Source organism: Salinisphaera orenii subsp. orenii MK-B5, from assembly GCF_003788635.1.
Taxonomy (GTDB): domain Bacteria; phylum Pseudomonadota; class Gammaproteobacteria; order Nevskiales; family Salinisphaeraceae; genus Salinisphaera; species Salinisphaera orenii.
Genome location: NZ_AYKH01000007.1, coordinates 57,409 through 81,770, shown reverse-complemented (window position 1 = coordinate 81,770; position 24,362 = coordinate 57,409). Strand labels below are relative to the sequence as shown.

The 24,362-nt window shown below is 68.9% G+C and carries 18 protein-coding genes; 6 read left to right on the top strand and 12 right to left on the bottom strand.

The window, feature by feature from the left end; genetic code table 11:
• Positions 1-52: 52 nt before the first annotated feature.
• Together SAOR_RS05135 and SAOR_RS05130 are read right to left on the bottom strand one after the other, a co-directional pair.
• Positions 53-811: a TSUP family transporter gene (locus SAOR_RS05135; RefSeq protein ID WP_123630499.1), complete on the bottom strand. Its 759-nt coding sequence runs from the start codon at positions 809-811 to the stop codon at positions 53-55.
• Positions 812-867: 56 nt separating this feature from the next.
• Positions 868-1,188: a hypothetical protein gene (locus SAOR_RS05130; RefSeq protein ID WP_123630498.1), complete on the bottom strand. Its 321-nt coding sequence runs from the start codon at positions 1,186-1,188 to the stop codon at positions 868-870.
• 159 nt (positions 1,189-1,347) lie between these two features.
• Between SAOR_RS05130 and SAOR_RS05125 the strand changes: the two genes are divergently transcribed.
• Positions 1,348-1,836 carry a DUF4442 domain-containing protein gene (locus SAOR_RS05125; protein ID WP_123630497.1) on the top strand — a complete coding sequence of 163 codons (489 nt, stop codon included), beginning with the start codon at positions 1,348-1,350 and terminating at the stop codon, positions 1,834-1,836.
• Positions 1,837-2,039: 203 nt separating this feature from the next.
• Here the strand turns inward: SAOR_RS05125 and SAOR_RS05120 are convergent, their stop codons facing one another.
• Positions 2,040-4,337, bottom strand: coding sequence for a putative bifunctional diguanylate cyclase/phosphodiesterase (locus tag SAOR_RS05120; protein ID WP_221179880.1), 2,298 nt, complete (start codon positions 4,335-4,337; stop codon positions 2,040-2,042).
• Positions 4,338-4,734: 397 nt separating this feature from the next.
• On the opposite strand from SAOR_RS05120, the gene SAOR_RS05115 reads away from it, so the two are divergent.
• Positions 4,735-5,709, top strand: coding sequence for a DnaJ C-terminal domain-containing protein (locus SAOR_RS05115; RefSeq protein ID WP_123630515.1), 975 nt, complete (start codon positions 4,735-4,737; stop codon positions 5,707-5,709).
• 2 nt (positions 5,710-5,711) lie between these two features.
• Entirely contained in the window at positions 5,712-6,032 is a 321-nt protein-coding gene (locus SAOR_RS05110) for a chaperone modulator CbpM (RefSeq protein WP_123630496.1), read from the top strand.
• 578 nt (positions 6,033-6,610) lie between these two features.
• Here the strand turns inward: SAOR_RS05110 and SAOR_RS05105 are convergent.
• Positions 6,611-8,296 carry an AMP-binding protein gene (locus tag SAOR_RS05105; RefSeq protein ID WP_123630495.1) on the bottom strand — a complete coding sequence of 562 codons (1,686 nt, stop codon included), beginning with the start codon at positions 8,294-8,296 and terminating at the stop codon, positions 6,611-6,613.
• 826 nt (positions 8,297-9,122) lie between these two features.
• The gene (locus tag SAOR_RS05100) at positions 9,123-10,814 is read right to left on the bottom strand and encodes an NAD-dependent malic enzyme (protein ID WP_123630494.1); all 1,692 of its coding nucleotides are present in this window, start codon (positions 10,812-10,814) and stop codon (positions 9,123-9,125) included.
• A 111-nt stretch (positions 10,815-10,925) separates the two neighbouring features.
• On the opposite strand from SAOR_RS05100, the gene SAOR_RS05095 reads away from it, so the two are divergent.
• The 3 genes from SAOR_RS05095 to SAOR_RS05085 all read left to right on the top strand — a co-directional run bounded on the left by SAOR_RS05095 (position 10,926) and on the right by SAOR_RS05085 (position 14,214).
• The gene (locus tag SAOR_RS05095; RefSeq protein WP_123630493.1) at positions 10,926-11,315 is read left to right on the top strand and encodes a rhodanese-like domain-containing protein; all 390 of its coding nucleotides are present in this window, start codon (positions 10,926-10,928) and stop codon (positions 11,313-11,315) included.
• Between the two features lie 31 nt (positions 11,316-11,346).
• Positions 11,347-12,363, top strand: coding sequence for a zinc-binding alcohol dehydrogenase family protein (locus SAOR_RS05090; RefSeq protein ID WP_123630492.1), 1,017 nt, complete (start codon positions 11,347-11,349; stop codon positions 12,361-12,363).
• A 75-nt stretch (positions 12,364-12,438) separates the two neighbouring features.
• A complete protein-coding gene (locus tag SAOR_RS05085; protein WP_123630491.1) occupies positions 12,439-14,214 on the top strand; it encodes an SLC13 family permease in 1,776 nt (591 codons plus the stop codon).
• Between the two features lie 313 nt (positions 14,215-14,527).
• Here SAOR_RS05085 and SAOR_RS05075 read toward each other — a convergent pair whose 3' ends face one another.
• The 7 genes from SAOR_RS05075 to SAOR_RS05045 form a co-directional block, all read right to left on the bottom strand.
• Positions 14,528-14,950, bottom strand: coding sequence for an NUDIX hydrolase (locus tag SAOR_RS05075; protein WP_281273414.1), 423 nt, complete (start codon positions 14,948-14,950; stop codon positions 14,528-14,530).
• 608 nt (positions 14,951-15,558) lie between these two features.
• Positions 15,559-17,958, bottom strand: a complete 2,400-nt coding sequence (ybiO, locus tag SAOR_RS05070; RefSeq protein ID WP_123630489.1) for a mechanosensitive channel protein — start codon at positions 17,956-17,958, stop codon at positions 15,559-15,561.
• 168 nt (positions 17,959-18,126) lie between these two features.
• Entirely contained in the window at positions 18,127-18,540 is a 414-nt protein-coding gene (locus SAOR_RS05065; RefSeq protein ID WP_123630488.1) for a hypothetical protein, read from the bottom strand.
• 631 nt (positions 18,541-19,171) lie between these two features.
• A complete protein-coding gene (locus SAOR_RS05060; RefSeq protein ID WP_123630487.1) occupies positions 19,172-20,434 on the bottom strand; it encodes an aspartate aminotransferase family protein in 1,263 nt (420 codons plus the stop codon).
• Positions 20,435-20,534: 100 nt separating this feature from the next.
• Entirely contained in the window at positions 20,535-21,683 is a 1,149-nt protein-coding gene (locus SAOR_RS05055; RefSeq protein ID WP_123630486.1) for an isocitrate/isopropylmalate dehydrogenase family protein, read from the bottom strand.
• A 16-nt stretch (positions 21,684-21,699) separates the two neighbouring features.
• Entirely contained in the window at positions 21,700-22,197 is a 498-nt protein-coding gene (gene tadA / locus SAOR_RS05050; RefSeq protein WP_123630485.1) for a tRNA adenosine(34) deaminase TadA, read from the bottom strand.
• A gap of 118 nt (positions 22,198-22,315) precedes the next feature.
• Positions 22,316-24,325, bottom strand: a complete 2,010-nt coding sequence (locus tag SAOR_RS05045) for a TRAP transporter permease (protein WP_123630484.1) — start codon at positions 24,323-24,325, stop codon at positions 22,316-22,318.
• Positions 24,326-24,362: the final 37 nt, after the last annotated feature.

Genomic DNA, 24,362 nt, shown 5'->3' with positions numbered 1-24,362 from the left:
CGCAGCGCCGGGCGCGCGAGCGACCAGGCCGGTGGTCGTCATCGTACGACGACTAGAACAGGCCGCGCAGGACCAGACTGACGCCCATGGCTGAGAGCATGGCGAACACGACCGCGCGCAGCCGGCGCTCGGGCAGTCGGTCGCGGACATACTGCCCGAACATCTGACCCGCGGCCGAGGGCGCGATACAGACGAGTGTGGCGATCAGCTCGGCCCGGCCGTAGACACCTAGCGCCGACAGCCCGGTCGACAGCAGGGTCGAGGCCAGCAGGAACATCACGCAGATGACGAGCGCGAACTGCTCTCGCGGCATCCGACAGGCGACGAAGACCGGAATCGAAGGGAAACTCACGAACGACGTCATGCCGGCGAGCAGCCCCGAGAGCGCGCCGGAAGCCAACTGCGCCCGCAGCCGAAGCGGCGTCGCGATGCGCGGCTGCCAGCCCGTCAGCTGGACGGCAACGAAGATCAGTATCAGCGCCCCAACCAGCACCAGCAGCCGCTCGTGGCCCGCACTCGAGAGCACGGCGAGCCCCGCGATCATGCAGACGGCGAGCGTAGCGTAGAACGGGAGATAGGCGCGCGCGGCCGCCAGAGCCCGCCGATTCTGTATCAACTGAACGACGTTGGCCGCCATCACCGGGGCGATCGAGATCGCGATCGCCGTGGGTACGGACAGAAGAAAACTGGCCAGCGGGATGGTCACCATCGGCTGACCGAAGGCCGCCGCACCCTTGACGAAGCCCCCGAGCAGATAGACCACGATCAGGGCGGCGAGTACGGCCGGCGCGAGTGGACTCAGTTCCGGCATGGCGCTCCGATGACCGGTCGGCCCGGCCGGCAAAGCGCCGCATTATAGCCGCGGCGTCAGTCGTTGCGACGCGCCGCGTCCAGCCGCTGCTTGAGCCCCCGCCCGGCCAGCCCGAGCCCGCCGCAGATCAGCAGTGCGACCATCACATAGACCCATGGGGGCAGGTCGCGCCCGACCGCGAGCACGTACAGATAGGGCGCGGTGTAGCACAGCGCCCAGAGAAAGACGAGCAGCGCGAGCGGCTTCTGCCGGCGGATGTGATGGAACAGCCAGCCGCTGATCAGCAGGAACGGCACCGTGGTCACCAGATAGATGAGCACGAACAGCAACGGATTGACGTGATGGGTCTCCGCGACCCCGTTGAGATAGTCGATCATCGTGATGGTTCCGGCAAAACGGTGGTCGCGCAGCCGCGCGGGGCGCCGTTCGACACGATACGGCCTTACACGCCCGGCGGATACACCCGCACGCCGATCGTTTGCCGGCGCTGCCGCCGCGGCTAGAATGCGGGTTCATTCCGCGTCAGGCGACCCGCCATGCAACCCGCCCTGCTCCGCCGCTTCATGAACGTGTGGCCGCCGTTCGCCGCGAGCGGCATTCACGTCACCGATCTGCGCCGCGACTGGTCATACGCGCGCGTGGAACTGCGGCTACGGCCCTGGAACCGAAACTACATGGGCACCCAGTTCGGCGGCAATCTGTTCAAGATGTGCGACCCCTTCTGGGCGATCATGGCGATCGAACGCCTGGGCCGCGGCCATATCGTCTGGGACGCGGCCGGCGCGATCGATTTCCTGGCCCCCGGCCGCGGCACGGTCCACGCCGAGTTCGCCTTCGACGACGCCCTGCGCGACGAGATCATCGACATCACGGCCACCGGCAAGAAACATCTGCGCTGGTTCGAGAATGACATCGTCGCCGCCGACGGCACCGTCGTCGCCCGCATGCGCAAGCAGCTCTATATCCGGCGCAAGCCGCCCCGTAACCGGGGCCGGCGCCGGCGCGGCAAGCGCTCGGAGGCCTAGCGCGGCGATCGTCCCGGTCGACCCCGCGCCGCGAACCGCGCGGTGGCAGGCCGGGCGCTCATCGACCGGGGGCGAGAGTAGCGACGACCGGCGCGCGGCATCATCGGCCGGCCGGGTTCCAATCGCCCCGCGAGCGCAGGCCCGACCGCGCGCACCGGCGGTCGCCGCTACCGAGGCATGGCCTGCAGCGTCCGCCATCGCAGTCAGTCGATGGACAGCAGCTCGGCCAGGCGCTCCGGCGGCATGGGTCGGGCCAGCAGGAAACCCTGGGCCCGCGGGCAGCCGAGTTCGCGGATCCGGGCCAGCTGATCCTCGGTCTCGATGCCCTCGGCCGTGATCTGCAGCGAGAGCGTGCGGCCCAGATCGATGATCGCGCGCACGATCGCCAGCGTGCGATCGTAGCGCAGCATTCGCAGCACAAAGCTCCGATCGATCTTGATCGTGTCGATCTCGTATTGATCGATGTAGGCCAGAGCAGAGTAGCCGGTACCGAAATCGTCCAGCGCGACGCGCACGCCCCGCGCGCGCAGCCGCATCAGCAGTTCAGCGACGCGACCATCGTTTTGCAGGAACAGCGTTTCGGTGATCTCCAGTTGCAGCAACCGTGCCGGCAATCCCGTGACGCTCAGAATGGAAGCCAGGCGGTCGAGAAAGCCGTGGTGACGCAGCTGGGAGACGGAGACGTTGACGCTGACGCCCAGCTCACGGTTGTCGAGTTGCGCGTTCCAGGCCGCGACCTGGGCACAGGCGAGCTCCAACAGACGGCCGCCGAGTTCGACCACGACGCCGATCTCCTCCGCAATCGACATGAACACCGCGGGCGGCACATCACCGCGCTGAGGGTGACACCACCGGGCGAGTGCTTCGACCTCATCGAATCGGCCGGTGGTCGGATCGTAGATCGGCTGGTAATGGAGCGTGAACTGGTCTTCGGCCAGCGCCTGGCGGATATCGTTCTGCAGGGCCAGCGTCTCGATCACCTCCGAGCGCATCGAATCAGTGTACAGACTGTACTGTCCGTGGCCCTTGAATTTAGCCGCATACATGGCGATATCGGCGTCCCGCAACAAGGCCTCCGGCGTGTCGTGGCCACGTCCGATCGCCACGAGACCGATGCTGGCCGAGGTGAACAAGTCCTGGCCCTGGATCCGGAACGGCGCCCGCAGGCGTTCGAGCACGCGCTCGGCCAGGGCCACGGCGTCCGATTCGTCGACGGCCGAACGCTGCACGATCACGAATTCGTCGCCACCCACCCGCGCGAGCGTATCCGCATCCCCGACACAGCACTCCAGACGGCGCGCCATTTCCATGAGCAGCAGATCGCCCGACCTGTGGCCCAGGCTGTCGTTGACCAGCTTGAAACGATCGAGATCCATGAACAGCACATAGCCGGACGCCGCAGGACCGCCCGCATCGTTGCCGGAGAGCAGCGATTCGAGCGAATCCATCACGTTGGCGCGGTTGCGCAGCCCGGTCAGATCGTCGTGAGAGGCCGCGTACTTGAGGCTCTCCTCCATGCGCTGGCGCTCGGCGAGCTTGGCCTGCAGGGCGATCTTCTCGGCATGTACGATCCGCGCCTGGTTGGCCACCGCCTCGGCCTGCTTGCGCTCGCTGACGTCGCGCTGGACCGACACCCAGTGGGTGAACCAGCCGTGTTCGTCGGCGACCGGCACGATGCTCAGCTCGACCCAGAACGGCGCCCCGTCCCGGCGATAGTTGCGCAGCTCGATCTCGATCGGTCGCCAGTGCTCGAGGGCGGCGCGCAGGCGATCGAGCGCGGCGCGGTCGGTGTCCGCGCCCTGCAGAATGCGCGGCGTATCCCCCAGCACATCGGCCTCGGCGTAGCCGGTCGTCCGCGTGAAGGCCGCGTTGCAATAGACGATGCGCGGCCCCGGCCGATCGATCGGCTCGGCCTCGGTGATCAGCACCGCATCGTTGGCATTCACGACCACGGACTCCAGCAGCCGCAGCCGTTCGCCGTAGGGCCCGGGCAGCGGCGGCTCGGCCACACCGGCCCCGCCGTCGGGGGCGGTCAGTTGCCGAGCGATCTGGACGCCGTGCGTCTCCAGGACGTAGGTCTGCGCCGCACTCAGGCCGGCACGGGCGCGGCTGTCGGTGATCAGCAGCGCACCGAGCAGGCGCCGCACGTGATCGCGGACCGGCACGAAGACGGCGAACCGGGGCCTCGAACCCGAGCCGTCGGCGATCTCCGGCACCGCCCAGTCCGTCTGCCGTTCGGTGTCGTTGGCGATGAGCAACGCGCGGTCAACGCCGGGCGCGCTTGGCTCGGCCCAGGCCGCCGGCCGTTTCACCCCGGAGGCGGCGGCCTGCGCGCCAATACGCACCGTCGGCGACAGCCAGTCGTCCTGCAGACGGTACAGCACGGCCGTGGGCGCCTCGATCGAATACGCGGCGCTGCGCATCAGTTGCATCAGACCCGCGTCGACCGCCGGCTGCTGCCCGCCCCGGGCATTCGCATCATTTCGATATTCGTAACTCATGGGGACTCATGGCGATGGCGAACACGGCCGTAGGCAGACGGGCCGTTGCATTGTGACGGTATCGGCCGCGAGCGCCACAAGCTGACGCCCACGCGGGCGCAACGTCGATCTTCCGTTAACGTCGAGTATCCGGTGACGAAGCCGCGAACGATGTGGTCCCGCATGGGCCCGGAAATCGGGCGATCGGTTCGCTGTACGCCATCGCAGCCTCTCGCGGATTCATCCGGAGACGCGCTGGAATCGACGATGGCGTCCCGGGCTGGCCCAATCAGAGCCATAGACGACGCGAAAAGTTGCCGTGGCCCAAGAACGCATATTGAGTTCCGACGGCCGGTGCATACATTCTATTAACTGCGAACAGGCCATGGCCGGTCGCTTCGACTCAACGGAAACGGGCGTGGAATACAAGGACTACTACAAGACTCTCGGCGTGAGCCGCGACGCCTCGGCGGACGAGATCAAGCGTGCCTATCGCAGGCTCGCGCGCAAATATCACCCGGATGTCAGCAAGGAACCCGATGCCGCGGACAAGTTCCGGGCCGCCAACGAAGCCTACGAGGTGCTCAAGGACCCGGAAAAGCGCGCCGCCTACGACCGCATCGACCCCGACGCGGCGCGCGCATCGGGCGCACGCGGTGGCGGTTTCCAGCCGCCGCCGGATTGGGACCGCGGCTTCGAGTTCCACGGCGGCGGCTACACCGGCGGCGATTCCGCGGACTTCAGCGATTTCTTCGAATCGCTGTTCGGGCGCGGTTTCGCCGGCGGGCCGGGGGCGGCTGCTGGCGGCCCGCGTCAACGCGGCGGCATGCGGGGCCGGGACCACGTCGCCCGCGTCGAGATCGATCTCGAGGATGCGTTTACGGGTGCCACGCGCGACCTCACGCTGAATGCGCCCGATACCGACGCGCAGGGCCGCGTGACCCACCGGGAACGCACGCTGCGGGTGCGCATTCCCAAGGGCGTGCGCGCGGGGCAGCAGCTGCGCCTGTCCGGCCAGGGCATGCCGGGCATGGCCGGCGGCGAGGCCGGCGACCTTTACCTGGAGATCGCCTTCCGCGCGCACCCGCATTTCCGGGTCGACGGCGCCGACCTGATTCTGGACCTGCCGGTCGCCCCCTGGGAGGCCGCGCTCGGGGCCACGGTCAAGGCGCCGACGCCCGCCGGGCCGGTCGATCTGCGGATACCGCCGAACTCCAACGGCGGCCGGCGCCTCCGGCTCAAGGGCCGGGGCCTGCCCGGCGCCACGCCCGGCGATCTCTACGCCGTGCTCCGTATCACCCTGCCGCCCGCCGACGACGAGGCCGCACGCGCGCTCTACGAGCGCATGGCCGACGAACTCGCGTTCAATCCGCGTGCACGTCTGGGAGTCTGAACATGTCGCGTGACACCGATACCGTCCTCACCGCCTATATCGTCGAATCGCAGACGACGATCACGCTCGGCCACCTGTGCCGCTCCTGCGGCGTGCACGCCGAATGGGTGCAGCAGCTGGTCGCCGAGGGCGTGCTCGAACCGGCGGCCGCCGGCGAACGCGAGCGCTGGGCGTTCAGCGCCGACAGCGTGCCGCGCGTGCATACTGCCCTGAGGCTGCAGCGCGATCTCGGGCTGAACGTTTCCGGCGTGGCGCTCGCGCTGGAACTCATGGACGAGATCCGAACGCTGCGCCGGCAGCTGGATGCCCACCAGGAGCGCTGAAGCCAAAAACCCGCGGGCCGGCTCAAGCCGCTCCAACGCAGATCGACCGTCCTCGACCGGGCGGCCGCCGTGGCCAGCCGCTCGCATCGCCGAATCCGAGACCGACCATCCGCCGCCAGGCCGATCGCCGCCCCGGCCTCGCGAGCCGGGGCACCGCCGGCCCGACAGGTCAGTTAGGCCGGACAGCGGTCGCGGGCCGCTCTGGCGCTTTCACCGGCCGGATAGCGGGACAGCACAAGACTCAGGTCGCCTTCAACGCCGCCGGTCATGCAAGAGACTCGGCCGGCACCCACCACGCTACATGTTGCGGCCCGCCGTGCGCGTCGGGTCGCGAGCCGCGGGCATCCGCGGCCAATCGATAAACGGTCGGCCACCAGTCCGAGCGGGCCGAACGTGCCACGTGATCAGGTCGACGCTGCTCCGATGAGCGCGACTTATACGCCATGCGCCCGTTCGCGTTCTCAACCCCGTCTTTCGTTCAGGGTTCATGCCGGATGGGTGTCACGCCCCTCGCGGCTGGCCTTGCCGCCCGCAACCACCACCAACGGCCACGCCCCGGTCCCGGGCACGGGCCGCACCTAGACCGGCGCGAGCCCGAGTTCCTCGATCATCTGCTCGCGTATCCGGTATTTCTGCACCTTGCCGGTCACCGTCAGCGGGAAGCTGTCCACGAAACGGATGTAGCGCGGGATCTTGAAGTGCGCGATCTCGCCGTCGCAGAAGGCGCGCAGGCCGGCCTCGTCCAGTGACTGGCCGGCGGCCAGCTGGACCCAGGCGCAGAGTTCCTCGCCGTAGGTCGCGTCCGGCACGCCGACGATCTGGACGTCGGCGATCGCCGGGTGGCCGTAGAGAAATTCCTCGATCTCGCGCGGATAGAGATTCTCGCCGCCGCGAATGACCATGTCCTTGAGCCGGCCGATGATGCGGCAGTAGCCGGCCTCGTCCATCACCGCGAGGTCGCCGGTGTGCATCCAGCCGTTGCGGTCGATGGCCTCGCGAGTGCGCTCGCTGTCGTCCCAATAGCCGCGCATGACGCTGTAGCCACGGGTGCAGTACTCGCCCGGCTCGCCGCGGGGCACCGTCTCGCCGTTCAGATCGACGATCTTGATCTCTAGATGCGGGTGCACCCGGCCGACGGTGGCCACCCGCGCCTCCAGCGCGTCGTCCACGGCGGTCTGACAACTCACCGGAGACGTCTCGGTCATGCCGTAGGCGATGGTGACCTCGTTCATGTGCATCTCGTCGATGACGCGCTGCATGACCGCCCGCGGACAGGGCGAGCCGGCCATGATGCCGGTGCGCAGGCTCGACAGGTCGTAATCGGCGAAATCCGGACGCTCCATTTCCGCGATGAACATCGTCGGCACGCCGTAGAGCGCGGTGCAGCCCTCGGCGGCCACCGCGTCGAGCGTCGCCGCCGGTTCGAACGAGGCCGCCGGATAAACCACGGCGGCGCCGTGGGTGAGCGCGGCCAGATTGCCCATCACCATGCCGAAGCAGTGATACAGCGGCACCGGCACGGCGATGCGATCGGCCTCGGTCGCACCGATGCCCGCGCCCACCAGATAGCCGTTGTTGAGGATGTTGTGATGGGTCAGCGTCGCGCCCTTCGGCCGGCCGGTAGTGCCGCTGGTGAACTGGATGTTGATCGGATCGCGCGGGTTGAGCTCGGCCGCGCGGCTGTCGACCCGGGCGCGCAGCGACTCGGTGGCCTGCTCCGCCAGGGCGTCGAAATTGAACATGCCCGGGGTCGGGGTGTCGCCCAGCCGGATGACCGTACGCAGTTCCGGCAGGCGCCGGCTGATCAGCCGGCCCGGCGCGCACTCGGCGAGTTCCGGGGCCAGGGTCTGCAGCATCTCGATGTAATCGCTGCTGGCGTGCTGCGGCATCACCACGAGGGCGCGGCAGCCGACCTTGTTGAGCGCGTACTCGACCTCGGCCCGCCGATAGGCCGGGTTGAGATTGACCAGGATCAGCCCGAGCTTGGCGCTGGCGTACTGGGTGATCATCCACTCGGCGCAGTTGTGCGCCCAGATACCGATGCGCTCACCCGGCGCCAGCCCCAGCGCCATGAACGCCGCCGCATACGTGTCCACACGCGCCTTCAGCTCGGCGTAATTCCAGCGGATGTTCTGATGCCGGCTCACCAGCGCCGGCCGGTCCGGCCAGCGTGCGGCCACCCGGTCGAACGCCTGGCCGATGGTCTCGTCGAGCAGCGGCGGCTCCGCCGCGCCCTCGGCCACGCTGAGTGCTGGCCCGGTCATGGTCTCCTCCCGGCATCCATCCGATGCCCGCGTGACGGCGTCCATACGGCACCGTCATCTTTTTGTATTCCGTTCGATTACGCCCAACGGCCGTGGCGAACGCAAGTGCCGCCACCCTCGAGGCCGGAGAGCGCCGGACACACACCGCGTGGCCGCACGAGTCCGGCGCCCGCGAGCGCCCGTGATTCAAGACCCGACGACCGCCGCGAGCGCACGCGGCGCCGGCGCCAAGACTTTGGTCGGAGAGCACCGTTCGGCCGGAGCGCACGCGCCGGCACCGGCCTGCGCGAGCGGCGGCCGAACCGCGGCCGACGGCATGGCGACAGCACAGCGCATGTGGGGGCGCGTGCGACGCGCGCCTCGACAACCACGGTCTTCGGGTCGCGACTTGTACACCGGGCAGGAGGCTGCCGTCCGGATTGGCGCGCCGGCCGCGCGTCGCCTATCGGCCGCAGCCAGAGAACGCGCCCGAGCGTGTAAGACGGCGGGCCGGCGAGCGCGCGGGCCGCGTGACCGCCCACGTCGGCCGCGCAATCGGATCACGCAGATCACAATCCGACGCTCGCCGCCTGTGAGTGTTGAGCGCGACCCGCAGTCGCGCCGGAAAGCGTTTGCCTCGCAGGAGACCTGCCGGACGCGCCTGTCGACGTGCTGCACGCGTCAGCGGGATGCGGGAAGACGCATCAAACAAACGCCCGCCCCTTCCGAAAGCGCCCGGATTCGCGTGCCGCGGCGTGCCGCGAATCAAGCCCGTAACGACTCGGGCCGACATCAGGCCCCCTGCGGGATCACGATGCGGGGGTGTTCCCAGGGCCGTTTCCCGGATCTAGAACGCGGCCCGCCGGTAGCGCCGATAGCGCGGATACCAGAAGTTGCGCCGCACGCTTTCGCGCACGGCCTCCTCGCTGGAGGACAGCGCGACGCCGTCGATCTGGGCCTGACGGGCCACCGCGACCGCGATCGACTGACTGAGTTCGCGCACGTCGGCCAGGCGCGGCAGCAGCGCGCCCTCGCCGTTGACGCCGAGCGGCGAGTTCTCGGCCAGCGCCCGGGACGCGGCCATCAGCATCGTGTCGGTGATCGCATCGGCGCGGGCGGCGAGCGCGCCGAGACCGATGCCGGGAAAGATATAGGCGTTGTTGCACTGGGCGATCGGCACGCTGCGCCCGCCGATCGACACCGGATCGAAGGGACTGCCGGTGGCCACCAGCGCCGCGCCTTCGGTCCAGGCCAGAATCTCGGCCGGCGTGGCCTCGACCCGCGAGGTGGGGTTCGACAGCGGCAGCACGATCGGCGCGCTGCAGCGCGCGTGCATGGCCTGGATGACTTCCTTGGAGAACAGCCCGCGCTGGCCGGAGACACCGACGAGCACGCTCGGCTGCGCGTTGTCGATCACGGTGCGCAGCGCGTCGCCGGCGAGATCGCCGGACCAGTCGACCACCGCGGCGCGCGGCTGGGCCAGGCGCTGCTGGAAATCGGCGAGCCCCGCCATGTCGTCGGTGATGAGGCCCTCGCGGTCGATCATCAGAATGCGGGCGCGTGCCTCGGCCTCGGACAGCCCCTGATCGGTCATCGCCACCACGATCTGTTCGGCGATGCCGCAGCCGGCCGAGCCGGCGCCCACGAACACGATCGTCTGGTCGCGCACGCGTTCGTTCTTGGCCTTGCAGGCCGCCAGCAGGGAGCCGACGCAGACCGCGGCGGTCCCCTGGATATCGTCGTTGAAGCAGCACAGCTGATCGCGATAGCGCTTGAGCAGCGGCATGGCATTGCGCTGGGCGAAGTCCTCGAACTGCAGCAGCACGTCGGGCCAGCGCCGCTTGACCGCCTGCACGAACAGATCGACGAACTCGGCATACTCGGCGTCCGAGATTCGCTCGTGGCGCCAGCCCATGTACATCGGGTCGTCCAGCAGGTCCGGATTGTTGGTGCCCACGTCCAGTACGACCGGCAGCGTGTAGGCGGGACTGATGCCGCCGCAGGCCGAGTACAGCGACAGCTTGCCGATCGGGATGCCCATGCCGCCGATGCCCTGATCGCCCAGGCCCAGAATGCGCTCGCCGTCGGTGACCACGATCACCTTGACGTTGGGCTTGGTGGCGCTGCGGATGATGTCGTCGATGCGGTGCCGGTCCGGATAGGACACGAACAGGCCGCGATGGTTGCGATAGATCTCCGAGAACTGCTCGCAGGCCTGACCCACGGTCGGCGTGTAGATGATCGGCAGCATCTCCTCGAGGTGATCCTCGAGCAGGCGGAAGAACATGGTTTCGTTGTCGTCCTGGATGCCGCGCAGATAGATGTGCTTGTCGAGGTCGCTGTCGCAGGCGCTGTACTGGCGATAGGCGCGCTCGACCTGCTCCTCGATCGTCTCCACGTTCTTGGGCAGCAGCCCGATGAGATTGAACGCCACGCGCTCGTCCTCGTCGAACGCGCTGCCCTTGTTCAGCAGCGGCATCTCCAGCAGCGTCGGGCCGGCGTAGGGGATGTAAAGGGGGCGTTTGGTGCTGTCGGTCATGGGGCGGCGTCTCGATCGATCGTTGCGGCCACAGGATACCCGGGCGCGGCAACGATGACCCGCGCCCCGGCTTCGTGCTATATACGCGGATTGTCTCGCCCGGAGCTTGTCATGACCAATACAGTCAGCGCCCGCGAACTGGTCGCCCGCGCCGAGGCGCGGGTCACCACACTCACCCCCGCCGAGGTCGCCGAGCGACGCGGGCGCCCCGGTACACTGCTGGTGGATCTCCGCGACGTGCGCGAACGCGCCCGCGAGGGCTACGTCCCCGGCGCCCTTCATGTCCCGCGCGGCATGCTCGAATTCTGGGTCGATCCGGACAGCCCCTACCACAAGCGCGAACTGGGCGAGGCGGAGGCGCTGATCCTGCATTGCAACAAGGGCTGGCGATCGGCGCTGGCCGCCGCAACCCTGCAGGACATGGGCCTGACGGCCGTCGCGCACATGGACGGCGGCTTCGAGCGCTGGCGCGACGAGGGCTTCGAGGTCGCAGCCGAATGAGGCCCGTGATGCTCGACGGGCGGCGACGCACATGAAGGCCATCGCCCACACCGCCATCCGCAACATCGACGATCCGCGCTATCTCGAGGATCTGACGCTCGAGCCGCCGACGCCCGGTGCGCATGATCTGCGCGTGCGCGTCGAGGCGGTGGCGGTCAATCCGATCGATCTCAAGGTGCACGGACGCCGACCGGCGAGCGCCGAGTCGCCAGTCATTCTGGGTTTCGACGCGGCCGGCGTGGTCGAATCCGTCGGCGCGGCCGTGGCCCGCTTCGGCGTCGGCGACCCGGTGTTCTACGCCGGCAGCGTCGCCCGCAGCGGCTGCAACGCCGAACTGCACTGCGTGGACGAGCGGCTGGTGGGCCCGAAACCAACCACGCTGGATTTCGCCGACAGCGCGGCCCTGGCCCTGACGGGGCTGACCGCCTGGGAGCTGTTGTTCGACCTGATGGCGCTGGACGACGACGCCCACTCGCCGGCGGGCCCGGTGCTCGTGCTCGGCGGCGCCGGTGGCGTCGCCTCCATGGCCGTGCAGCTACTGGCCGCCTTCACCGACCGCACCGTGATCGCGACCGCGTCGCAGCCCGACAGCGCCGAGCACGCCCGGACGCTGGGCGCCCACCACGTCATCGACTATCGACAGGATTATCGCGACCAGCTCGCGGCGGCCGGCATCGACGACGTCGCGGCGATATTCTCCACGCACACCACCGCCTTCGCGTGGGAGAATTTCGCCCGCGTGATCCGCCCGTTCGGGCGGATCGGTTTCATCGACGATCCCGCCCCCCTGGACGTGAGTCTGCTCAAGGCGCGCAGCGTCGCACTCTACGGCGAGGGCATGTTCAATCGCAGCGTATTCGCCACCGACGACATGATCCGCCAGCACGAGATCCTCACCCGCATCGCCCGGGGCATAGATGGCGGACGTCTCAAGGCCACCACCGGCCAGCATTTCGGGACCATCAACGCCGCCAACCTGCGGGCCGCCCATCGCCACGTCGCGGCCGGCCACGCCCGCGGCAAGGCGGTGCTCTCGGGTTTCGGCTGACGTGAGGGGCCGCGCCCGACACAGGCCATCGCGACGGCACCGCCGGCCACCCACCGCGAACCGACACGCGATCGCATGACGCTGGCCGCCGGCATCACGCTCGGCGTGCTGGTCGCCGTTCTCGGCACGCTCGCGGCCACGCGGCTGGCGGCCGATCTGGTGCTCATGGCCGGCCTCGTCACCCTGCTCGTGACCGGCGTGATCGACCCGGACCAGGCCTTCGCCGGCTTCTCGAACCCGGGGGTGATCACCATCGGCGCATTCTATATCGTGGTCGCCGGGCTGCGCGACACCGGCGCCACCCAGCTGCTGGTCGCGAACCTGCTGCGACGACCGCGCTCAATCGGTCACGCCCAGCGCCAGCTCATGCTGCCGACGACGCTCATGAGCGCCTTTCTCAACAACACCCCGGTCGTAGCCGCGCTGATACCGGTGATCAACGACTGGGCGCGCAAGCACGAACTGCCGGTCTCGCGGCTGATGATGCCGCTGAGCTTCGCCGCGATTCTCGGCGGCACCTGCACCCTCATCGGTACCAGCACCAACCTGCTGATCAATGCGCTGCTGATCGAGCGGGGGATCAGCGACGGACTGGGCATGTTCGAGCTCGCCTGGGTCGGTGTGCCGGTCGCGATCGCCGGTATCGTGTTCATCATCGCCACCAGCCGCTGGCTGCTGCCCAACCGGGACGCTGCCATCACCGAGCTGGAGAATCCGCGCGAGTACAGCGTGGAGATGCTGGTCGCCGCCGACGGCCCGCTGCCGGGCCAGACCATAGAACAGGCCGGCCTGCGCCAGCTGCCGGGCATGTACCTGGCCGAGATCGAACGCGACGGCAACATCCTCGCGGCCGTGTCGCCGCGCCAGCCGCTGCAGGCCAACGACCGCCTGGTGTTCGTCGGCATCGTCGACTCGGTCGTGGACCTGCAGAAGATCCGCGGTCTACTGCCGGCGACCCGCCAGATCTTCAAGCTCGACGCGCCACGACCCCAGCGCGTGCTCATCGAGGCCGTGGTCTCCGGCAGCTGCCCGCTGATCGGGCGCACGATCCGGGCGAGCGGCTTTAGGACCCAGTACAACGCCGTGGTGCTCGCCGTGGCCCGCGACGGCGAGCGTCTGAACCGCAAGATCGGCGACATCGAGCTGCGCCCGGGCGACACGCTGCTGCTGGAGGCGCGCCCCTCCTTCGTCCAGCAGCAGCGTCATTCCAAGGATTTCTTCCTCGTCAGCCAGATCGAGAACTCGAACCCGCCGGAACACCAGAAGGCCTATGCGGCGATCGCGGTGGTGGGCGTCGTCGTCGGCACGGTGGCGATGGGACTGATCACCATTCTGAAGGCTTCTCTGCTGGGCGCGGCCGCGATGCTGCTCATCCGCTGCACGACCCCCGACTCCGCCCGCCGCACGCTCGACTGGTCGCTACTGATCGCGATCAGCGCGGCCATCGGCATCGGCGCCGCGGTCGAGGACACGGGGCTGGCGCAGGGCTTCGCCCGGGCGCTGGTCAGCCTGGCGGGCCAGAACCCCTACGCGGTCATGGCCTCGCTGTTCGTGACCACCGTCAGCATCAGCGCGGTCGTCACCAACAACGCGGCCGCCGTCATCATGTTCCCGATCGCGATCTCGCTGGCCGGCGGTTTCGACGCCTCGGCCATGCCCTACGCAATCGTGGTGATCGTCGGCGCCTCGGCCAGCTTCCTCACGCCGATCGGCTATCAGACGAACCTGATGGTCTACGGCCCCGGCGGCTACCGGTTCACCGACTTCCTGCGGCTCGGCGCGCCGCTGACCGCCCTGGTCGGCGTAATGACCATCGCCATCGTCCCCTGGGTCTGGCCTCTGGGCGGATAGCGCGACCGCGAGGCCGGGCAACGCGTCGCACGTCGTCCAGCGAGCACCCAGCCCGCTCAAGGGCCGACGGTGACCATCGCCCGGCGCCATTCGCAGTCGCAGCGGGCGGGCCGAGTCGCCATCTGGCACCCGGTCATCACGGATCGCGACGGCACACGCGATCGCGCGGCCCGAGATTCTCTGCGCGAGGCGGCCGCCGGAGACGCGCGTATCGGCCCGGGCTTTTGCACAGTGGCGCTTGACAAGCCTGTGGACGAATCGTGCACGAACGCGCCGAAGCCCGCCGATACGGCGTTCACAGCGCACTGATCACTCATTGACCAGTCGGCTTCGAAGCCGGCGCCGTCGACACGAGCGCCGGGATGACGTGATCGCGCAACAAGGGCGCCAAGAACACGTCGGGCGCGCGATCCAGCCGCAGCCAGTGCTGTGATGCGATCTCGGCGTCGGGACGGGCGAACGCGGCGTCGATGCCGCGACCGTCGAAGACATGGGCGTGGATCGCGCGGCCCGCCTCGTTCGCGGCCGGGGCGTCAAACACGCCGAGCCGGCGCAGAGTCCGAGGCGAAAGCCGGCAGCCGATCTCCTCACGCACTTCGCGACAGGCCGCGGCGCGCGGCGTCTCACCGCGCTCGATCTTGCCACCCGGCAGCATGAAGGCGGCCGTTCCACGCTTGCGGACCACCAGCAGCGCGCCCGCGCTGTCGAACAGGCAGACCGCCGCGATCCGAAACACTGCGTCGATACCCCCTGTCACGCCGGCCGCCGTGGCTCGAGTCGGAGCGCCCCGGCCCGCGGTTTTTCACACAGCCTCTGGGCAACCCTGTGGACAACCGGCCGGCAAAACTCGCCAATGCCCGAAACGACGGGGCACGCAGACGAATTGGTCACGATCTGTTCAGCGGTCGAGCCGCCGACGAATCCCGGGTGCGGCGACATCAAACCGGCGCACGGCCGATCGGATGATTCGCGGGCGCATACAATGCCGAAAAGCCACGTCGCAGCCGCCACACGGCGCGTCATCGCGGGCCGAAGCGTGATGGCGCCCCGGGCGGGCGCACCGGCCCGCGCGCCAACGCGACCGGACGAGCGGGATCGCATCCCCCGCGCAGCGCGCGCCAGGCAGGTTTCACGCCGGCAGGACGCAACGGCTTTTCCGAAACCACCGGGCATCCCGTGCACAGAACGCCGGGACAAACCTGTGGACAACCTCGGCATGAACGGCCTCGATGCCCGCCCCGCGGGCATTCCGGTAGCGATCGAACAGAACTTGATCACATCGGATAACGGAGCGACGCGCCCGAGCAGCACCGGACCGCCCGGGCGCAGCCGCCCCGCAACGACTCAGCCGTCGGCCGGGGCGTCGCCGGTTTCCGATGGCGCTGCATCGTCACCGCGCTTGCGCGTCTTCTCCGGTGCGGACTCGCCAGCCCCCGACGGCCCTTCGATCACGCGCAGATTGGCCGCCGGCGCATTGCCGGAACGGTCCTCGCCGAAGTAGACCGTCTGATGCGGGAACGGGATCTCGATGCCCGCGCGGTCGAAGTGCAGCTTGACGAGGCGGTTGAACGCACGGCCCACGCCCCACTGGGTTCCGGGCAGCGTCTTGATCATGATGCGGATGTTGATCGAACTGTCGGCGAGCGCGGTCACGCCGGGCACCGTCATGTCCTCGAGGAGGTTGGGGCCGACGTCCGGATCGGCCTTGAGATCCTCGAAGGCCTCGCGCAGGTGCGCGATCGCGTTGTCGATGTCCTCGCGATAGGCAATGCCGTACTCGGTCCGGAAGTAGGCCCAGTCGCGCATGTAGTTCGACACGACGTCGGCCGAGGAGAACGGCACCACATGGTAGGCGCCGTCGATGTCGCGGATCGACACCGAGCGGATGGTCAGCCGTTCGGCCGTACCGGTGACGCCGCCCACGGACACCACGTCGCCGGTATTCATCGCGTTCTCGAGCTGGATGAACACACCGGTGATGATGTCCTGCACCAGCTTCTGGGCGCCAAAACCGATGGCCAGGCCGAGCACGCCGGCGCCGGCGATGAGCGGGCCGATATCCACGCCGATCTGCGACAGCGCGATCATCAGCGTCATCGTGGCGATGATGATCGCCAGCGCGTTGCGGAACAGCACGAGCAGGGTCTGCTGGCGGGCGCTGGGCGCCCCGCCGCCGGTGCTGGGGCTCAGCCGGTGTTCGATCACGCTCGCGGTGATCAGCCAGATCAGCGCCGCTGCGATCAGCACGATGGCCACCCGGATCGCCACACTGACGGTGGCCACGCCGGCATCCGAGGCCAGCCAGGCGCCGAAGTCGTACAGTCCCCAGGCGCTGGCCACGACCGCGGCGACGATCAGCAGAATGACGATGCGGATGATCTTGAGCGCATTCGGGATATAGGAGTTCACCCGGGGCTCGAGCATCGGCAGCTTGTCGCGCATGTTCGACGAGAAGGTCACGCGCTTGCCGATGGCCTTGGACAGCAGGCCGGAGATACCGAAGCCGATCGCCGCGGCGATCAGCGTCTGCGCGGTCGCCGAGAGCATGTACGGCAGCGCCCCGTCCGGATCGACCTGGCTGGAGACGAACAGCGTCGTGAAGTAGGCGATCGCCAGTACGATCCACAGCCGCGAGAACACGCGGTAGAGCACGGCGAAGAAGCCGACCGAGGCGTTGTCGGCCATGCGCATGAGCCGCTCGGTGAACAGCCGGCGGTTCTTGAAGATGACCGACAGCGCGTAGATGTAGGCGCCGCCCATCAGCAAGAAACTCACCGCAGCGCCAAGGAAGTACGACAGCTGCACGTTGACGATCGGCACCACCACCAGCAGGCCGTATCCGATGACGCTGACGAACCAGCGCAGCCGCACGCTCCACCAGGCAGCCACGGAATCGGGAATGCGCAGCAGACGCAGGCTCTCGTAGCGGGCCGCGAACACGCCGCGGATCGCGACCTTGGCCAGTTCGATCAGCGCGAAGGCGTTGATGAACAGCGACTCGCGCGTCCCCATCGCACCGGACTCGCCGAACACGTACAGCCCGGCGAGATAGCCGGCGCCGCAGGCCGCCAGAACCACCAGCGCATCCACCAGTATGGCCAGCGTGATCGCGCTGCCCCGACGCACGACCACGCCGATGCCGGTCTCCGCCTTCTGCGCGAAGCGTCCAATGGCACCGAACAGCGATGCGGCCAGAAAACGCAGGACGAAGAAGGCCGCGACCGTGGATACCGCGACCAGCGCGAAGGCGATTACGGCGTTGAAGAATGCGGTCGCGTCGAACTCCGGGCCCGGGCCCGAGTCGTCGTTGATCGAGCTGATCATCGACCAGGCCGCGCCCAGCTTGTCGCCGATCACCTCCGCCCAGGCGGCGGTGTTCTGCGCGAACTGCCGTGCGAAAGACACGCGCTCAACACTTGCTTCGGCCTGCGCCTCGACCGCGGTGTCGACATCGGTCGGCGGCGGCACGAGGGCATCGGCAGCCTCGGCTTCCGTGGTCTCGGCCTGCCCCTCGGCGGCTCGACGCAGCTCGTCGACCAGCCGGTCCCGGGTCTCGTCGTTCTCGATCAGATCGGCGAGCTGGCTCAGCGGCAGCGCCTGATCGGAGGCATCGGCCGCGGCGCCGTCGGCCCCATCGTTCTGGGCCATCGCCAACGGCGCGCACAGCACCGCCAGCATGCCGAGACACAGAACCAGGATACGCAGCGTATTGCCGGGAGTTCGCGAAGCGCGCGCTCGAGTCATGATACGTCTGTCCTCGATTGGATTCGCCGAAACGCCGTCGGAGGCGCAGGCCGGATACGGGTGGCTCCGTATGATGACGACATGTTGCGCGCGAGACAAACCGGGCCGTGAGCCGCGCCGGGCGGGTCGTCAGCCGCGAGGCATCCGGATCCCGGCACCATCGATGTTTCACGCGGCATTCAGGCGCGGCGCGCGAATCTCGAGGCAGAGTCCACGACACAGACGCCCATGACCCCCCGAATCATCCTCCTGCTCGCCGTTGTCGCCATCGGTGGCTGCGCCTATCACGACGGCGACCGCCAAGGTGCGCGGCATGGCGGCCCGCACGCCGGCACAATCGGCCACCGCGACTATCGCGACTACCACTACGACCGCCGCGCCTACCGCCATGACGGGCACGACCGTCGCGGGCATGAGCGCCACGAGCGACGCCGTGATGCCCGACACGACGTGCGCTTCGGCCCGGACCGGCAACCGCGGAGCCGCCACGGCGAAGGCAAGGCACGGGGCCACGAGCGCCGTGCACAACGCCACCGCGGCGATCACCGCCACAATCCGCGCCGAGATCGGCAGGCCTCGCATGAGCGCTTCGAGCGTCGCGACTGATAGGCATTGACGGCGGCGCCGCCTCGCGCCCCCGGTCAGGTGCGGCCGCCGGGCGCTCGCGCGAGCGTCGATACGACGGCGGGTGCCGCAATTCGGCACCGCCTGTCGGCACGCGCGTGATGACCGCCGCCCCATCCCGGGCGATCGGCACCCAAAGCGGTCGTACAGGCCGTCTCTCCGGCTGGCCGGGCCGCGGGCGCACGGGCTCGATCACGTCCAATGAAAGCACGAAGACCACTCGTGCACTGGCCTGCCTGTCGCGAAAGCCTCGACACCCCGAAACGTGCCGAGCTGAGTTCGGCCATCGGCGACCGTATCGCCCCGTCGCGGATTCTATGTCGATCGATCGGTGGCCGCGGCAGCCGCAAAAAAGCCGCACGACGCGGCGCCTGCGGCGATGCAAATCGGCGACTCGCCGGTCGCGGACCTCGCATCGACTCACCGCGTGCGCGCGGCCCGCCCATCTCAAGACAGCGGCGCATCACGACGGCTGTAGCCGCGAAGTGACTGCCGCGCCGTTGCCGGCACAGTCACGCGCCGACACAAGGACAGCACTCTGTGGGCGAAGCCGCCGCCGGCCGATGCGGCGGCGGCCCCGGGCGCCGGATCAGCCGGTCGCGTCGAGCGCCTTGGCGAAGATGTCGACGGCCTCATCGACCTGGGCAGCGGTAACCACCAGCGGCGGCAGCCAGCGCACAACCTGCTTGCCGGGCCCGCAGCGCAGCAGCAGCAGGCCGTGGGACTCGCAGATCTTGACGATCTGCTCCGCGCGGTCGCCGTCCGGCACGCCGTCCTTCTGGATCTCGGCGCCCATCATCAGACCCTTGCCGCGCACGTCGCCGATGCAGGAATGCTTGTCCTTGAGGGCGTCGAGACGGTCCTTGAGATGCGCGCCCTGGGCTGCCGCGTTCTCGACCAGGCCCTCTTCCTCGATCACGTCGAGCGTGGCCAGCGCGGCCGCGCAGGCGACCGCGTTGCCGCCGTAGGTGCCGCCCTGGGAGCCGGGCCAGCCCTTCTCCATGATGTGCTGGGGCGCGGCGCAGGCCGACAGCGGGAAGCCGCTGGCCAGCCCCTTGGCGGTCATGACGATGTCCGGCTGGACATCGAAGTGGCTGTGGCACCAGAAGCGACCGGTACGGCCGTAGCCGGACTGGACCTCATCGATGCCGAGCAGCATGTCGTGATGGTCGCAGCGCTCACGCAGACCGGCCATGAAGCGCGCGTTGGCGGGCACGAAGCCGCCCTCGCCCTGGATGGGCTCGATGAGCATGCCGGCGGTGTCCTTCGGCGAGCTGAGCGTCTGGAAGATGAAGTCCAGCTCGCGCAGGCAGAAGTCCGTCGCCTCCTCCTCGGACCAGCCGTAGCGGAAGGCGTTTGGGAACGGCGCGACCACCACGCCGCCCATCAGCGGCTGCAGGCCGGCGGTGTAGGCCGTGCCCGAGGTCGTCAGCGAAGCCGCGCCCATGGTGCGGCCGTGGAAGCCACCGTGGAAGACCACGATGTTCGGACGGCCGGTGGCGTGGCGCATCAGCCGCATCGCCGACTCGGCCGCCTCGGTGCCGGCGCTGGCGTAGAACAGCGCGTCGATATCGCCGGGCATCTTCTCGCCCAGCCGGGCCGAGAGCTCCTGGATCGGCTTGTGCATGATCGTGGTGTACTGGCCGTGGATCAGCTTGCCGACCTGCTCCTGCGCGGCCGCGACCACCTTCGGATGACAGTGACCGGTGCTGGTCACGCCGATGCCGGCGGTGAAGTCGAGGTGGCGACGCCCCTCGGTGTCGATGATGTAGCAGCCTTCACCGCGTTCGGCGACAACGCCGGTGGCCTGCTTGAGCAGCGGGGACAGATGGCCGGGGCGATTTGCCGTCATGAGGTTCTCCAACTGGTGTTCGTGGTCGCGCTCCGCGCGAGCCTAGCCGGGTCTCCGGCCGGTTTCAATCAAAGTCGGCGCCGGCACGCGCCGACGGGACTCAGAGTGCGCCGATCACGGCGTCGCCGATGGCGTCGGTGGCCCGGGCCTCGCCGCCGTGGGCGGCCAGATCCGCACTCACCGCGGTCCGCAGGCGCTCGGCCGCCCGCGCCGCGGCCGGATCCTCGACGCCCATCCAGTCGAGCATCATCGCCGTCGTCAGCAGCATCGCCGCGGGACCGGCGAGGTTGCGGCCCGCGATGTCGGGCGCGCTGCCGTGGGTGGGCTCGAACATGGGCGGACGCGAACGGTCGGACGCGTTGATGTTGGACGACGGCGACACGCCCATGCCGCCGTTGAGCACGGCGGCGAGGTCGGTGAGGATATCGCCGTGCAGATTGGACGCCACCACCACGTCGAACATCCACGGGTGGCTGACGAACTTCATGCAGGCCGCATCCACCAGCTCGTGGTGGGTGTCGACATCGGGATAGTCCGCGGCGACACGGGCGAAGATCTCGGTGTACATGTCGCCCCAGTAGCGCTGGGCGTTGCGCTTGGTCACGAGACAGACCTGGCTGGCGCGGGCCTCGCGGCCGAACTCGCGCGCTCGCCCGTCACTGGCCCGATGGTGGGCCCGCACACGGGCCTGCTCGAAGGCGTGCCGGATGATGCGCTCGGTCGCCCGATGCGTGAACAGCGCGACCTGGGTGGCGATCTCGTGGGGCGTGCCGACAGCCAGCCGGCCGCCCTGATTGACGTACTCGCCCTCGCTGTTCTCGCGGATGACGAGCATGTCGATATCCGCCGCCCGCGGGTCCGCCAGGTACTGGTTCGCGCCCGGCAGCGGGCGGCAGGGACGCTCGCAGCACCACTGATCGAACCCCTTGCGGATTTCCAGCAGCGGCGCCAGCGAGACCGCATCCGACAGCAGGTACCGATCCGGATCGCTGGTCGGCCCCGGGTCGCCCAGGGCACCGAGCAGAATGGCGTCGAACGCGGCCAGCTGGTCCAGATAGTCCGCGGGCGCGCTCTCGCCGTGGCGCTCGTGCCAGGCATGCGAGGGCCATTCGAAGGTCGTGCACTCGATCGCCAGTTCGTCGTCCCGCGCGGCGAGCGCCTCGAGGGCGCGCGTGGCCTGCGCCACCACTTCGGGCCCGATACCGTCGCCGGGCAGAACCGCGACCCGCCATGTCTTTTGCGTACTCATGGCGCGAGGCTACCACTCAAGCGCCCGGCTGCGCACCGCCCGACGATCCGCCGCGGCGGGCGCGGAAGAAACGACGCAGCAACGCCGCGCTCTCCTCGGCGAGTACGCCACCCCGGTGGGCCACCCGATGATTGAGCCGCGGCTCGTCGAGAATCGAGAAAATCGAATGCACGCCGCCGGCGCGGAAATCGTCGGCGCCGTAGACCACCCGCGCGATGCGAGCGTGCCCGATCGCGCCCGCACACATGCTGCAGGGTTCGAGCGTCGCATAGAGCGTGCAGTCGGGCAGGCGATAATTACCGCGCCGGGCGCAGGCGTCACGCAGGGCGTCGATCTCGGCGTGGGCGGTCGCATCGCGGGCCGCGATCGGCCGGTTCCAGCCGCGGCCGACGATGGCGTCGTCGCAGACCACCACCGCGCCCACCGGCACCTCGCCGGCCTCGCCCGCGCGGCGGGCCAGCGCCAGCGCCTCGCGCATCCAGCGCAGATCGGCCGCGCTCGCATCATCGGTCATGGCCAGACGCTCGCCCTGCCGCGCGTCGACGATGCCGCCGCATCGCCGTCCGGCTTCACATCCACGCCACCAACGGCACCCATCGCCGACGCTGACGCCGGCGCATCCCGAGCACGCCTCATGCGGACGCCGGCGCGGCACGGGCGGCGCGAATGTGATGCCACAGCCCCACCGCCACCAGTGCACCGAGGCCGAGACCGTCGGTCCAGCCGCCGGGCTTGATGGTCAGCAGTGCCCCGGCCAGCATCACCAGCCGTTCGTACCAGCGCATCCGGATCTCCAGATAGCCCTGGGTCGAGGCCACGAACGCGAACATCCCGACCAGCGCCGTGGCGATCACCCAGGCGGCGTTGTACCAACTGCCGATATCGATCAGCAGCAGCTGCGGGTTGAAGAAGAACATGAACGGCAGGATCGCGGTGCGCAGGTCGTAGGTGAAGCCCTGGATGCCGGTGGCGATCGGATCCGCGCGCGAGATCGCCGATGCCGCGTAAGCGGCCAGCCCCACGGGCGGCGTATCGTCCGCGAGGATGCCGAAATAGAACACGAACAGATGGATGGCGACGAGCGGCACGACCATACCGCCCTGCTCGGCCAGGTTGGCGATCACCGGCGCCACCAGCGCCGCCATCACGATGTAGTTGGCGGTGGTCGGCAGACCGATGCCGAGGATCAGCGACGTCAGCGCCGACAGCACCAGCACGATCCAGATGTTGCCACCCGAGAGCACGTCGAGCACCTGGGTGAGGCCGTAGCCGAGATTGGTCATCGTGACCATGCCCACGATGATGCCGGCCGCCGCGGTGGCCACGGCGATAGTGGTCATGTTGCGCGCGCCCAGCTCCAGCCCGGAAACGATGGCGCGCACGCCCGTCCACAGCCCGCGGGCCAGGCCGCCGTTGCCGCGCACGCCGCGAATCGCCTCCTGCACGAGGATCAGCCCCATGAGCAGGAAGGTCGCGTTCAGGGCGCTGCGCTCCGGGGTGCGATTGACCCACATCAGCTCGTAGAGCAGAAAGGCCACCGGGATCAGATAGTGCACCCCCTTGAGGAAGGTGGCGCCGAACGGCGGAAGCTCCGACCGCGGCATGCCCTTCAGGCCGAGCTTGAGGGCCTCGAGATGCACCACGAACAGCAGCCCCAGGTAGGCCAGCACCGCCGGCACCAGCGCGTGGACGATCAGCTGCGAGTAGGGCATGTCGATGAAGGTCGCCATGATGAAGGCGGCTGCGCCCATGATCGGCGGCATCAGCTGGCCGTTGACCGACGCCGCGACCTCGGTCGCACCCGCCTTGACCGGCGGATAGCCGATCTTTTTCATCAGCGGGATCGTGAACGTGCCGGTGGTCACGGTATTGGCCGTGGACGACCCCGAGATCACGCCGGTGAGCAGGCTCGCGACCACCGACGCCTTGGCCGGCCCGCCGCGGAAGGTACCGAGCCCACTGTAGGCCAGATCGACGAAGTACTGCCCCGCTCCGGCCTTGTCCAGCAACGCGCCGAAGAGCACGAACAGAAACACGAACGTGGCCGAGACCTGGATCGGCGTACCCCAGATGCCCTCGGTGGTGATGAACAGTTGCTGGACCACCTGGGACCACTGATAGCCGTTGTGCAGATAGAGCACGTCGGGCGGCGTGAGCGGCACGATGCCGGCCGGACCGGTGATGCCGTAGAACACGACGATCGCCGCGATCACCGGCAGCGCGAAGCCCAGCAGCCGGGTCGAGGCGATCGCGAGGAAGACCAGCAGCGCGGAACCGACCCACACATCGCGGCTCGACGGCAACCCGCCCTGCAGCACCACGATGGTGTAGTAGTCGACCAGAATATAGAGTGCGGCGGCCACACTCGCGGCCGCCAGCAGCCAGTCGTACCACGGGATGCGATCGCTCGCGCCGCCCTTGCGCGGATAGGCGAGAAAAGCCAGCGCGAAGCCGAAGGCGAGATGGATCGATCCGATCTTCTGCGGATTGAGCGTGCCGGTGTAGGTGGCATAGAGCTGGAACACGCTCCAGGCCACCGCGATGGTCACCAGCAGCCAGCGCTGCCAGGCCGCGCGCGGCGCGCGCCCGCCGTACTCTCCGGCGACGAGTTCCTCGGCCTCCGGCCGGACTGGGTCATTCATCACGCGCCCCCGAGGGAACTCCGCTGCATCGAACCGA